We start from the raw sequence: 12,519 nt of genomic DNA, 5'->3' as shown, positions 1-12,519 counted from the left end.
GTCAGTATGCAGATTCGGAAGAAAGGAGCTGGATGAGTTGGAGTATTCACATGAAATTATTATGCCCAATGATGATATCCCATTTAAGATGTTTGTCTTTGAAGGAAAGGACGGCAACTACGTAAGGGACAAGCATTGGCACAGATCCATAGAGATATTCGCTTTATTCGAGGGAGAGTTAGAATTCTATCTTAATGAAGTGCGCTATCTGCTGAAACCGGGCGAATTCATGCTGGTGAATTCCAATGAGATCCATTCCATACGGTCTCCGAAGACGAATCAGACGGTGGTACTTCAGATTCCGCTTTCAACTTTTGAAAAATACTATACAAATGACAGGTTCATCTATTTCTCTCATAGTTCCAGACTTCAGGATGAAGAAGTGATGCGGCTGATTCAGGATATGTATTGGACTTATGTCGAGAGAAAATGTGGATATGAGTTAAAAGTTCAGAACCAGTTCTATATGCTGATCTATCTTCTGGTGACAAAATACCGGGAGACAGAGATTGATGAGGGAGTGTTGAGGAATCATAGAGGGCTGAATAAATTGTCATTGATTACGGCATATATGAAAAATAATTATATGAAAGAACTGACACTGGAGAGTCTTGCGAAGACCTTCGGATATTCGCCGACTTATCTGTCCAGAATGTTCCAGAAATATGCGAAAACCAATTATAAGGCTTATTTGGATAGTATTCGTCTGGAGTATGCAGTGAAAGAACTGATGAATACGAAGCAGGGGATAGGCGAGATCGCACTTAATAATGGGTTCCCGAATAGTAAGGCATTTGTGAAAGTGTTTAAGAAGAGATATGGGGTTTTGCCAAGTGAGTATCGAAGAGGGGACGGGGGAAATTGAAAAAACCCCCGTCCCCAACGAAGGGGAAATGTGTTATGATAGGAGAAGTGGGACAAACTGGAGGAAACTATCGTGAATAATCTAAAAATTCAATTACCCGAAAAAGTAGATAGAATTATAACAACTTTGCAGAGTCATGGTTATGAGGCATACGCCGTAGGCGGATGTGTCAGGGATTCGATCCTTGGTCGAAAGCCGGAGGACTGGGACATCACCACCTCTGCGATGCCGGATGAGACGAAAGCATTATTCAGCCGTACATTTGATACAGGGATAGAGCATGGGACTGTTACAGTACTTCTGGAGAAAGAAGGGTTCGAGGTAACGACTTATAGGATCGATGGAGAGTATGAGGACGGACGTCATCCAAAAGAAGTGACATTCACCCGAAGTCTGCGGGAAGATCTGAAGAGAAGGGACTTCACGATTAATGCCATGGCATATAATGAAAAAGATGGTTTGGTGGATATCTTTGGAGGGGTAGAGGATCTGAATGCCAAGATGATTCGATGTGTGGGTGATGCCAAAGAGCGTTTCATGGAAGATGCGCTTAGAATTCTGCGAGGAGTGCGATTCGCGGCACAATTGGGATTCCAGATTGAGGAGTGTACACGCCAGGGCATGAAGGAACTGGCTCCGACTCTTGAGAGAATAAGTGCGGAGAGAATTCAGGTAGAACTGGTGAAGATGATAACTTCAGAACGGCCGGAATTGCTCCTGGATGCATACGAATTAGGCATAACGAAAGTATTTCTTCCGGAATTCGATCGTATCATGGTCACAGAGCAGGAGACACCTCATCATATGTATAATGTGGGAGAACATACGCTGCATGCCATGATGAATGTACGCTCAGATAAAATATTGAGATTAACCATGCTGCTGCACGATATGGGGAAACCGGCATTGAAGACGGTAGATGCTGATGGCGTGGCGCATTTTAAGAAACATGCAATAGAAAGCGAGAAGATTACAAAGCAGGTGCTGCGACGGCTGAAATTCGACAACGATACCTTGCGAAAAGTGTCGCAATTGGTTTTCTATCATGATTATCGTATGCCGGCTACAGCGAAGAACGTGCGGCGCGCGATGAACAAGATCGGAGAGGATCTGTTCCCTTATTATATGGAAGTCCGCCGTGCCGATGTTCTGGCGCAGAGCATGTATGAGAGGGAAGCGAAGATTAAGAATCTGGATGATATAGAAGCGCTGTATCAGGAAATAATAGAAGCCGGGCAGTGTGTGTCGCTAAAAGACCTGGCAGTTACGGGAAAGGATCTGATAGAGGCGGGAATGAAGCCGGGAAAGGAAATCGGGGATAAACTGGAGGAACTTTTAAGGCTGGTGATTGAGAATCCGGAGTTGAATGTAAAAAGCGAATTATTGAAAACAATCTAACAACTCCAAAAAAGGACAGGGTGAATCCCAAAAGGGACACCATGATTTTAAATGGGGACGGGGGAAATTGCAATTTCCCCCGTCCCCATAAGCATATTTGGCGAAATGCAATCATACGCTAGAGAGAATATGTAATGTAGAGTGCAGGGGATGAGTATGCAGGAATATGAACTTAATGTATTAGAACAGTATGATATAGAAGTCAGCGGCACCCGCAAGACCAGGGGTGCTGTTTTATGCGACACAGACAGGGGGCTTATGCTGCTTAAGGAAGTGAAGGTGTCCAAGAAGCGTATTCCTGCGCTGCACGAGCTGCATGAATATCTCAGGAGTCAGGGATGCACACAGACGGATGGAATTGTGCTGACAAGAGAAGGGGAATACCTGTCTTCGTTGGAGGACGGAAGTCAATATCTGTTAAAATGTTGGTTCCAGGGACGGGAGTGCGACATTAAGAAGCCGGCAGAATTGCTGGCAGCATCAGGGCATTTGGCGAAACTTCATGTGTTGATGCAGCATGAATTAGTAAATAGTGTAACGTCAGGAGAGCATCTGGGCGAGGAGTATCTGCGCCATAACCGGGAACTAAAGAAAGTCAGGAAGTTTATGCGTGGGATATCTCCAAAAGGTGAATTCGAGTCAGCCTTTTTAAAATATTTCGATCAGATGTATTGGTGGGCGGATACGGCGATTCATGAACTGGAACAGTCAGATTATGAGGAACTCTATAACCAAAGCGTAGAAGCGTGTTGTATGACACATGGCGAGTATAACTATCACAATATCCTGGTGCTTCAGGGGGATTATAATTACAGGAAAGAACCAGGTCAGATTGCTGTGACGAATTTTGAGAAATTCAAACGGGATGTGCAGGTGGAAGACCTGTATTATTTCCTGCGAAAAGTAATGGAGAAGCATGGATGGAAAGCGCGGCTTGGAGATAATATGCTGAATGCATACTCGGCGATCCGTCCGCTTACAAAAGAAGAGACCGAGTATCTGAGACTTCGGCTGATCTACCCGGAGAAGTTCTGGAAGATTGCCAATTCCTACTATCATTCCAACAAGGCATGGATCTCTGTAAAAAGCATAGAAAAACTAGAGGTGGCAATCCGGCAGACAGAAGAAAAGAAGCGGTTTTTAGAAGAGATATTTGCTTTTCATTTGTAGAGTCCTGGTGTATAATAGAATCATTAAGGACAGGAGGTACGAACATGGAATATCGTGAAAGATATGAAGAATGGCTATCTAATCCATACTTCGATGAAGCTACAAAAGAGGAATTGAAGAACATTGCAGAGGATGATAAGGAGATCAAAGAGCGCTTCTATAAAGATCTCGAATTCGGAACAGCCGGACTCAGGGGAATCATCGGTGCCGGAACGAATCGTATGAATATCTATACTGTAAGAAAAGCAACCCAGGGACTTGCGAATTATATTATGAAAAAAGAGGCTCAGGCGCAAGGCGTGGCAATCGCATATGACTCTCGCCGTATGTCTCCGGAATTCGCAGATGAAGCAGCACTGTGTCTTGCGGCAAATGGAATCAAGGCTTATGTCTTCGAGTCATTACGTCCGACACCAGAGTTGTCTTATGCAGTACGTTCACTGGGATGTATCGCCGGAATTAACATTACAGCAAGCCACAATCCGCCGGAATACAACGGATACAAAGTATACTGGGAAGATGGCGCACAGATCACTCCGCCACATGATAAAGGAATCATGGATGAAGTAAAAGCAGTCGTAGACTACAATACGGTTAAGACCATGGATCTGGAAGAAGCAAAATCAGCAGGTCTGTATGAAGTGATCGGCGAAGTGGTAGATGACGGATATATCGCAGAATTAAAGAAACAGGTCATTCATCAGGATTCCATCGACGCAGTAGGCAAGGATCTGAAGATTGTATACAGCCCACTTCACGGAACAGGCAACATCCCTGCAAGACGCATCCTGAAGGAATTAGGATTTGAAAATGTATACGTAGTAAAAGAGCAGGAACTCCCAGACGGCGAATTTCCAACCGTATCTTATCCGAACCCGGAAGCAGAAGAAGCATTCGAATTAGGGCTGAAACTGGCGAAAGAAATAGATGCAGACCTTGTGCTGGCTACAGACCCGGATGCAGACCGCCTTGGCGTACGTGTGAAGGACAAGGACGGAGTATATCATACATTAACAGGTAATATGTCAGGCTGTCTCCTTGCTGACTATGAGATCGGACAGCGTAAAGAACTTCAGGGACTCCCGGATGATGGATACCTGATCAAGACCATCGTTACCTCCAACCTGGCTGACGCGATTGCAAAAGGATATGGAATCGGACTGATTGAGGTATTAACAGGATTCAAGTTCATCGGACAGCAGATCCTTGGATTTGAGACAACCGGCAAGGGTTCTTACCTCTTTGGATTCGAAGAGAGTTACGGCTGCCTGATTGGAACACATGCAAGAGATAAAGATGCGATCGTTGCTACGATGGCGTTGTGCGAGGCTGCTGCTTACTATAAGACTCAGGGTAAGACTCTGTGGGATGCTATGGTGGACATGTATGACAAGTATGGCTACTATAAGGATGATATCCAGTCCATTACATTGAAGGGAATCGAAGGACTCCAGAAGATTCAGGAGATCTTAGAGACACTTCGTAAGAACCCACCGGCAGAAGTTGGCGGATACAAAGTACTTAAGGCAAGAGATTACCAGGCAGATACGATCAAAGACATTGCGACTGGCGAAGTAACCACGACAGGGCTTCCGAAGTCTAACGTATTGTATTATGATCTGACAGATGATGCATGGCTGTGCGTAAGACCATCCGGAACCGAGCCGAAGGTAAAATTCTACTATGGAATCAAGGGAACATCTCTTGCGGATGCAGATGAGAAATCTGCAAAATTGGGAGAAGAAGTCCTGGCTATGATCAACACAATGCTGTAAAATGTTCAGAAAGTGTGAAAAACCTTGATATTACGGGGAAAACTGAGAAATCACCTTGACATTTATGGGGAAAACAGTTATAACTGTAACTAAAGGCGTTTCATGCACCGGCATGGAGGCTATACTAATAAAGTAGAATAAAAATAAGGGATTCTATATGTAAACAAGAGGAGGAAATTATCCATGAACAAAACAGAATTAATCGCAGCAATTGCTGACCAGGCAGAGTTATCTAAGAAAGATACCGAGAAGGCATTAAAGGCTTTTATTGATGTAGTAACAGATGAGTTAAAGAAAGATCACAAGGTACAGTTAGTTGGTTTCGGTACTTTTGAAGTAAGCCAGAGAGCAGCAAGAGAAGGAAGAAATCCTCAGACTGGCAAGACAATGAAGATTGATGCATGCAAGGCTCCAAAATTCAAAGCTGGTAAAGCATTAAAGGATGCTGTTAACGAATAATTCGTCGGACAAATATAGAATGGAATAAGCATGAGGGTGTCTTTAAGAGTCAAGATGGACTTGGGAGGCACCCTCTATTTCTTCGGTTTTTATGGATGACAGGCTGCTTCAAGGCAATCTATAGGATCGATGTTACAACGATTCGGCAACAGAAGAAAGAAGCAATGAAGGAGGACATTATGAGGCTAGACAAATTTTTAAAAGTATCCCGCCTGATTAAGCGCAGAACTATAGCCAATGAGGCATGCGATGCCGGCCGTGTGCTGGTGAACGGCAATGTGGCGAAGGCTTCTGTGAAAGTCAAAGTAGGAGATATTATCGAGATTCAATTTGGAACCAGGACGGTCAAAGTCGAGGTGCTGGATATCCAGGAGACTACAAAGAAAGAAGAAGCCAAGGACTTGTTCAAATATTTGTAATAAATGGAAACAACCTTTCATATGATTATTAAGAAAGGTTGTGAGACGCATGGAAGAAAGAACCGTACAGAAAAATCATAAACTGGTGATCAATAACCGAAAGACCAGTCTTGTAACAGGCGTAATAGATGTACTGTCTTTTGATTTGAACGAGGTCCTGCTGGAGACAGAGCAAGGGATGATGATGGTGAAAGGCACAGATCTGCATGTGAACCGCCTGAGCCTGGAGAAAGGGGAGGTAGACCTGTCCGGCAATATTGACAGCGTTGCCTATTCTGATGTGGGAAGTCACGGGAAGGCACAGGAGAACCTGTTCTCGAAACTGTTTAGGTGATTGTATGCTGGGAATCAGAGGAGAGATGATGGTATTTGTGGCAGCGGTATTATCCGGTGCCATTGTGCGTCTTGCTTATCGGTGCATCAGTTGTTTCCGTCAGGTGGTAAAGCATGGATTGATTGCAATAGAGGCAGAAGATCTGATTTTCTGGGTTGGCGCTGCTATATATATGTTTGTGCAGATTTACCATACAAGTGATGGTAGCATTCGCTGGTATTTTATACTAGGTGTTGTATTTGGCGCGGGTTTGATGACGATTTTTTTGCGAGGAATCGAAAAAATGTACAAAAAAATCTACGCTCATAAGAAAGAAAAATTCCCGTCAAAGACTTGATAAAAAAAACGAAAAAAGATAATATATTATTATTAATGGGTGAGTATTGCTGGCAGGGGTGCTGGCGTAAGGGTGAGTAATAATTATGAACAAGATGGAACAGAAGCGTCGAAAGGGACAGCAGAAAAAGCGCATGCAGCGTCATAAGAGAAGCGTATTAGCGGTCTGTGCAGTGATTGCACTCCTGTTCGTAGTCGTATCAGTGAACAGTGTGACATTGAAGGCGAAGGAACGTGTATATCAGGCGCAGGAATTGGAGTTGGAAGAGCAGATTAAAGAAGAGAAGGCTCGTGCGAAAGAGATTGAAGACCTTGATGAATATGTAGGGACAGATGAGTATGTGGAAGATGTGGCGAAAGAGAAGCTAGGTCTGATACATGAGAATGAGATCATATTCAAGGCAAAATAATAAACAGATGATAAGGCTTTAGGAGATTGGATTTCCTAAAGTCTTTTTATTTTTCTGAATAAGAATTATGTCTGAAAACCATTGAAAGGGGAGCAGAGAATGGCAGAAGTTAAGGAAAAAGAGGCGTTTTTGAATCCGTATGTCATACAGATGGACAAGTTCGCGGATTCTCTGATGCATTTGTCGAAGACATTTCTTACGTTGGAGGAGTATAAGGGAACGCTTTCAAAAGAAGAGATCGAGGAGATGTTTCTGAAGGTTACGGATAAAGTATGTGGAAATTGTGAGAAAAAAGCATGGTGTCTGGGGGAGAACCGGGTGCACACCTATCAGATGCTGTATGAGATTCTGTGTACGGTGGAGGAATATGGCGCAGAACTGAATGTAGAGATGAAAAGAAGCCTTCAAAAAAGATGCATCATGGCCCCGAGGTTTTTAAGAGAGACACTGGAGGTGTTTGAGAATGCCAAGAAGATTCTGATGTGGAATAACAAGATCATACAGAATCGGGAAGGGTATGCGGTGCAGCTGAATCATTTTGCCAAGATGATTCAGTACACAACGCGCGAACTGGATGCAGGCATCTTCGAGGACGAGCATCTGGAAAAACGTTTGAAGAATCATCTTAAGAAAGCAGGACTTAAGATGCTGTCATCGGTATTCTATATGACTCCCCAGGGGAAATATGAGGTGCATCTGACAGTCAGAGCTGCGAAGGGGCATCTTGCGGCAACGAAGGATGTAGCGGTACTTGTGGGAAATGCTATGGGAAGGGTCATGATGCCTGAACAAGGAGAGCGTCCGGTCGTGGGCGAAGAATATTGTACGATCGCATGTGTGGAAAGTGCCAGATACCATACGCTGCAAGGTGTGGCGAAGATCGGAAAGGGATGCGAGAAGATCTCTGGAGATACCTTTCTTATGAAAGATCTGCCGGGAGGCAAGAAGGGAATTGCGCTGTCTGACGGGATGGGTTCGGGAGAAGAGGCATTCCGCGAAAGCAAGATGGTGGTGGAGATGTTAGAAGAACTTCTGGAGGCTGGATTCCCGATCAAGACGGCGATTCAGATGATGAATACGGCGCTGGTGATTGGCAGGGAGGAGGTGCGTTTTTCGACGGTGGATGTAAGTCTGTTCGATCTGTATAGCGGCACCTGCGAGTTTGTGAAAGCCGGGGCATCGACGACATTTATCAAGCACAAAGATTCGGTGGAGAAGATCAGTTCTACGACGCTGCCGGTGGGCGTGCTGCAGGAGATTGAACTGGAATCGGCAAGAAGGGAACTGTCATCAGGAGATTATGTGATCATGATGACAGACGGAGTGATGGATGCGCTGCCAATCGGAGAACAGGACGAACTGATGAGGACATTTATTCAGGGGGCGGATATTGTGAATCCGAAGGAGATGGCACATTATATTCTGGGACAGGTACTGGAATGGACCGGGGAACTTCCTGTGGATGATATGACGATTTTGGTCATTGGAATGTGGAAATTATAAGGAAACCTTGCATTTTATAAGGAATTTCTATATATTTATAGTGAATGGAAATACTTACGCAAGAAGGATCGACATATGTATCAGCGTGTAAAAGATTATATTCAGAGATATCATATGCTGGATGAAAATGATAAAGTAATAGTAGGCGTATCTGGAGGAGCAGACTCGGTATGCCTTCTTTTCATGCTCATTGAACTTAAGAAGGAAGTGGGCTGTTCGCTTGTGGCGGTTCATGTTCATCATGGAATCCGGGAAGAAACTGCGGATGCGGATGCGGCATATGTGGAGAGGCTCTGCAAGGAGCAGGGAATAGAATTGCAGGTGTTTCGCGAGGATGTGAAAGCGTATGCCAGACAGAATAGGCTGACTCTGGAAGAGGCAGGGAGAGATGTCAGGCGAATGATATTCGGCAAGGTTCTTAAGGAATCCGAAGGAACGAAGATTGCGCTCGCCCATCACCGGAATGATAATGCAGAGACGCTGATCTGGAACTTATGCAGGGGCTGTGGGCTGAAGGGGATGGGTGGAATCGCGCCCGTTGACGGTGTATTTATCCGACCGCTTCTGTGCCTGAAAAGAAAAGAGATTGAATCATATCTTGAGAATCGGGGAATATCTTATTGTACGGATGAGACGAATCTTGAGGATGATTATACAAGAAACCGGATTCGAAGCCATGTGATTCCATATCTGGAGGAGCAGGTGAATAGCCAGACTGTCCTTCATATGTCAGAGACTATGGAACAGATGCGTATGCTGGGAGAATATATCGAGCAGGAGTCGGCACGTTATGCAAATGCCTGTATCCGATACGGAATCGGGACAGAGGGGGTAGTTCTTGTAGAAGAAGAATTCAGGAAAGTCCCGTCAGCGCTCCAGCCATATGTACTCCATGAGATGATCTGCCACGTTGCGGGACGAAGGAAAGATATTGAACTGTCCCATACCAGAATGCTGACAGATCTTCTTAACAGACAAGTCGGCAGGCGGATGTATCTGCCATACGGAATCGAAGCCGTGCGCTGTTATGAGGGGATTGAACTGAGTAAGAATTCAATTTCCGGGCAGAATATACAGCCTGCTTTGGCGGAATGCGAAGCCAGTATGCGGGTATTTGCCAGAACGCCGGATATGACAATATTTCCAGAAACCCCCTACACGAAATGGTTTGATTATGATATAATAAGAAATACTGTTAAAATAAGGCATAGAGTGCCGGGAGACTATATTACGATAGACAGGCATGGAGGAACTCAGAAACTTAAGCAGTATTTCATCAATGAGAAGATACCCTATAAGGAGAGAGACAGGATATGGCTAGTTGCAGATGGGCAGCATATTATGTGGATCGTAGGGTACAGGCAGAATCAGAAGTATCAGGTTACAGATAAAACCAGAAGAATTCTGGAAATAAAAATTAACGGAGGAAAAAGAGATGGCAGAGAGCGTTAAGGTAATGATCCCTGAAGAAGAAGTTTCAAAGAGAATTGAAGAATTAGGTAAGAAGATTAGCGAAGAATATGCAGGAAAGCAGATTCATCTGATCTGTGTTTTAAAAGGCGGCGTATTCTTTATGTGTGAATTGGCGAAGAGGATTACGGTGCCGGTTTCCATGGATTTCATGAGCGTCAGCAGTTATGGAGACGGAACATCTTCCAGCGGGGTTGTAAAGATTGCCAAAGACCTGGATGAATCTCTGGAGGGAAAAGATGTACTTGTGGTAGAGGATATCATTGATTCAGGAAGAACACTGTATTATCTGTTGGAGATCCTGGCAAAGAGACATCCGAACAGTATGAAATTATGCACGCTTCTTGACAAGCCTGACAGAAGAGTCAGAGATGTGAAGGTAGATTATGTGGGATTTGAGATCCCGGACGAATTCGTTGTGGGATATGGACTGGACTATGCACAAAAGTACAGGAATCTGCCATACATCGGGGTTGTAGAAGGTGTAGAGTAGAAAGGGGCTATAAACATTGAATGATAAGAGGGCTAGAGGATTAAGCGGAGTCACACTTTTGACATTTGTAATATTCTTATTTGCGGCGTTGTGGTTCACGAATCAACTTGACCAGAGAGAAGAAGAACTATCCTGGAAGGAATTCCAGAGTCTGATCGTGAGTGATGATGTAAAAGAAGTTGCGGTTACTCAGAATAAGAATGTTCCGACCGGAAGGGTAGAGATAGAACTGAAAGGAAAGGGTGACGAGCGGGGCGAAGTAAGAAGCCTGTATGTATCCGATGTCAACGAACTTCAGGACTACCTGAAGGAGAACGATATCGAGTATAGTATGTCAGATGTACCGCAGGATAACTGGTTTGCAACAACACTTCTGCCTACGATTATCATGCTTCTTGGCGTGATGTTCATCTTCATGATGATGAATCGGCAGGGGGGCGGAGCGAATGCGAAAGCGATGAACTTCGGGAAAAGCCGCGCGAAACTCAGTACGGGCAACGAGGCGAAGGTGACATTTGCCAAGGTTGCAGGTTTACAGGAAGAAAAAGAAGAATTAGAGGAGATCGTGGATTTCTTAAAATCTCCGAAGAAATATATCCAGGTGGGTGCAAGGATTCCGAAGGGAGTGCTGCTTGTGGGACCTCCGGGAACCGGTAAGACTCTGCTTGCCAAGGCGGTTGCCGGCGAGGCAGGAGTTCCGTTCTTCTCCATTTCAGGTTCAGACTTTGTGGAGATGTTCGTCGGCGTGGGCGCTTCCCGCGTACGAGATCTGTTTGAAGAGGCGAAGAAGAATGCGCCTTGTATTATATTTATTGATGAGATCGATGCTGTCGCAAGACGGCGTGGAACCGGAATGGGCGGCGGTCATGATGAGAGGGAGCAGACGTTGAATCAGTTGCTGGTAGAGATGGATGGCTTCGGTGTCAATGAAGGCATCATCGTGATGGCTGCGACGAACCGTGTGGATATTCTGGACCCGGCAATCTTGCGTCCGGGACGTTTTGACCGGAAGGTTATGGTCGGAAGACCGGACGTTCAGGGCAGGGAAGAGATTCTGAAGGTTCATGCGAAGGGAAAACCATTAAGTGAAGAGATTGATCTGAGACAGATCGCGCAGACGACGGCGGGATTTACAGGAGCGGATCTTGAGAACCTGCTGAATGAGGCTGCAATTCTGGCTGCAAGAGAAGACAGGGTATATCTGAAACAGGAAGATATTAAGAAGGCATTTGTTAAGGTAGGAATCGGTGCTGAGAAGAAGAGCCGCGTGATCTCTGAGAAAGAGAAGCGTATTACCGCATTCCATGAGGCGGGTCATGCCATTCTATTCCATGTTCTTCCGGATGTGGGACCGGTCTACAGTGTATCGATCATTCCAACCGGAGGGGCTGGCGGATATACGATGCCGCTGCCGGAGAATGATGAGATGTTCAACACGAAGGGCAAGATGCTGCAGGATATTACGGTTGCACTTGGCGGTCGTGTGGCGGAAGAAGAGGTGTTGGATGATATTACCACCGGCGCTTCCCAGGATATCAAGCAGGCAACCAGCATGGCGAAATCCATGGTTACTAAGTTCGGTATGTCTGAAGCAGTTGGTCTGATCAATTACGATAATGATAATGATGAAGTGTTCATTGGACGGGATCTTGCACATGCATCCCGTGGATATGGCGAGGGTGTTGCTACCGTGATCGATCAGGAAGTTAAGAGAATCATTGATGATTGTTATGAGAGAGCGAGACACATTATCCGGAAATACGATGATGTGCTCCATGCGTGTGCAGATTTGCTGTTGGAAAAAGAAAAAATATCCAGAGAAGAATTTGAATCATTGTTTACTGGAGAAGTATCTGAAGCATAATACGAAAATGATGAATTAGAGAG

The 12,519-nt window shown here is 44.9% G+C and carries 13 protein-coding genes; all 13 read left to right on the top strand.

Annotated elements, in window-relative coordinates; translation table 11 throughout:
- The first annotated feature begins 37 nt into the window (after positions 1 to 37).
- A complete protein-coding gene (locus tag ACQRBN_RS06870) occupies positions 38 to 865 on the top strand; it encodes an AraC family transcriptional regulator (RefSeq protein WP_427738252.1) in 828 nt (275 codons plus the stop codon).
- Between the two features lie 72 nt (positions 866 to 937).
- Positions 938 to 2,263, top strand: coding sequence for a CCA tRNA nucleotidyltransferase (locus ACQRBN_RS06865; protein ID WP_427738251.1), 1,326 nt, complete (start codon positions 938 to 940; stop codon positions 2,261 to 2,263).
- A 156-nt stretch (positions 2,264 to 2,419) separates the two neighbouring features.
- Complete coding sequence (locus ACQRBN_RS06860; protein WP_427738250.1) at positions 2,420 to 3,433, top strand: CotS family spore coat protein; 1,014 nt, start codon at positions 2,420 to 2,422, stop codon at positions 3,431 to 3,433.
- A gap of 44 nt (positions 3,434 to 3,477) precedes the next feature.
- A complete protein-coding gene (locus tag ACQRBN_RS06855) occupies positions 3,478 to 5,208 on the top strand; it encodes a phospho-sugar mutase (RefSeq protein ID WP_427738249.1) in 1,731 nt (576 codons plus the stop codon).
- A 150-nt stretch (positions 5,209 to 5,358) separates the two neighbouring features.
- A complete protein-coding gene (locus ACQRBN_RS06850; RefSeq protein WP_427738270.1) occupies positions 5,359 to 5,667 on the top strand; it encodes an HU family DNA-binding protein in 309 nt (102 codons plus the stop codon).
- Between the two features lie 179 nt (positions 5,668 to 5,846).
- A complete protein-coding gene (locus ACQRBN_RS06845) occupies positions 5,847 to 6,086 on the top strand; it encodes an RNA-binding S4 domain-containing protein (RefSeq protein WP_427738248.1) in 240 nt (79 codons plus the stop codon).
- 49 nt (positions 6,087 to 6,135) lie between these two features.
- Entirely contained in the window at positions 6,136 to 6,420 is a 285-nt protein-coding gene (yabP, locus tag ACQRBN_RS06840) for a sporulation protein YabP (protein WP_427738246.1), read from the top strand.
- A 4-nt stretch (positions 6,421 to 6,424) separates the two neighbouring features.
- Positions 6,425 to 6,757: a spore cortex biosynthesis protein YabQ gene (gene yabQ, locus ACQRBN_RS06835; RefSeq protein ID WP_427738245.1), complete on the top strand. Its 333-nt coding sequence runs from the start codon at positions 6,425 to 6,427 to the stop codon at positions 6,755 to 6,757.
- 85 nt (positions 6,758 to 6,842) lie between these two features.
- Entirely contained in the window at positions 6,843 to 7,166 is a 324-nt protein-coding gene (locus ACQRBN_RS06830; RefSeq protein ID WP_427738244.1) for an FtsB family cell division protein, read from the top strand.
- Between the two features lie 99 nt (positions 7,167 to 7,265).
- Positions 7,266 to 8,669, top strand: coding sequence for a SpoIIE family protein phosphatase (locus ACQRBN_RS06825; protein WP_427738243.1), 1,404 nt, complete (start codon positions 7,266 to 7,268; stop codon positions 8,667 to 8,669).
- Positions 8,670 to 8,744: 75 nt separating this feature from the next.
- Complete coding sequence (gene tilS / locus ACQRBN_RS06820; RefSeq protein ID WP_427738242.1) at positions 8,745 to 10,121, top strand: tRNA lysidine(34) synthetase TilS; 1,377 nt, start codon at positions 8,745 to 8,747, stop codon at positions 10,119 to 10,121.
- The gene (gene hpt / locus ACQRBN_RS06815; protein WP_427738241.1) at positions 10,105 to 10,632 is read left to right on the top strand and encodes a hypoxanthine phosphoribosyltransferase; all 528 of its coding nucleotides are present in this window, start codon (positions 10,105 to 10,107) and stop codon (positions 10,630 to 10,632) included. Before tilS ends, hpt begins: the two co-directional genes overlap by 17 nt.
- Positions 10,633 to 10,648: 16 nt before the next feature.
- Positions 10,649 to 12,496 carry an ATP-dependent zinc metalloprotease FtsH gene (ftsH, locus tag ACQRBN_RS06810; RefSeq protein WP_427738240.1) on the top strand — a complete coding sequence of 616 codons (1,848 nt, stop codon included), beginning with the start codon at positions 10,649 to 10,651 and terminating at the stop codon, positions 12,494 to 12,496.
- Positions 12,497 to 12,519: the final 23 nt, after the last annotated feature.

Origin of the sequence: Bariatricus sp. SGI.154, from assembly GCF_050313795.1 — a bacterium.
GTDB lineage: Bacteria > Bacillota > Clostridia > Lachnospirales > Lachnospiraceae > CAMBRQ01.
The sequence above is the reverse complement of the archived record's forward strand: the minus strand, read 5'-3'. Positions and strand labels throughout refer to the sequence as shown.

What these genes read in the sequence shown, in the direction of transcription:
- ACQRBN_RS06860 (WP_427738250.1), top strand. Translation starts at nt 2,420, where the DNA reads ATGCAGGAATATGAACTTAATGTATTAGAACAGTATGATATAGAAGTC.
- ACQRBN_RS06855 (WP_427738249.1), top strand. Translation starts at nt 3,478, where the DNA reads ATGGAATATCGTGAAAGATATGAAGAATGGCTATCTAATCCATACTTC.
- ACQRBN_RS06845 (WP_427738248.1), top strand. Translation starts at nt 5,847, where the DNA reads ATGAGGCTAGACAAATTTTTAAAAGTATCCCGCCTGATTAAGCGCAGA.
- yabP (WP_427738246.1), top strand. Translation starts at nt 6,136, where the DNA reads ATGGAAGAAAGAACCGTACAGAAAAATCATAAACTGGTGATCAATAAC.
- yabQ (WP_427738245.1), top strand. Translation starts at nt 6,425, where the DNA reads ATGCTGGGAATCAGAGGAGAGATGATGGTATTTGTGGCAGCGGTATTA.
- ACQRBN_RS06830 (WP_427738244.1), top strand. Translation starts at nt 6,843, where the DNA reads ATGAACAAGATGGAACAGAAGCGTCGAAAGGGACAGCAGAAAAAGCGC.
- ACQRBN_RS06825 (WP_427738243.1), top strand. Translation starts at nt 7,266, where the DNA reads ATGGCAGAAGTTAAGGAAAAAGAGGCGTTTTTGAATCCGTATGTCATA.
- tilS (WP_427738242.1), top strand. Translation starts at nt 8,745, where the DNA reads ATGTATCAGCGTGTAAAAGATTATATTCAGAGATATCATATGCTGGAT.
- hpt (WP_427738241.1), top strand. Translation starts at nt 10,105, where the DNA reads ATGGCAGAGAGCGTTAAGGTAATGATCCCTGAAGAAGAAGTTTCAAAG.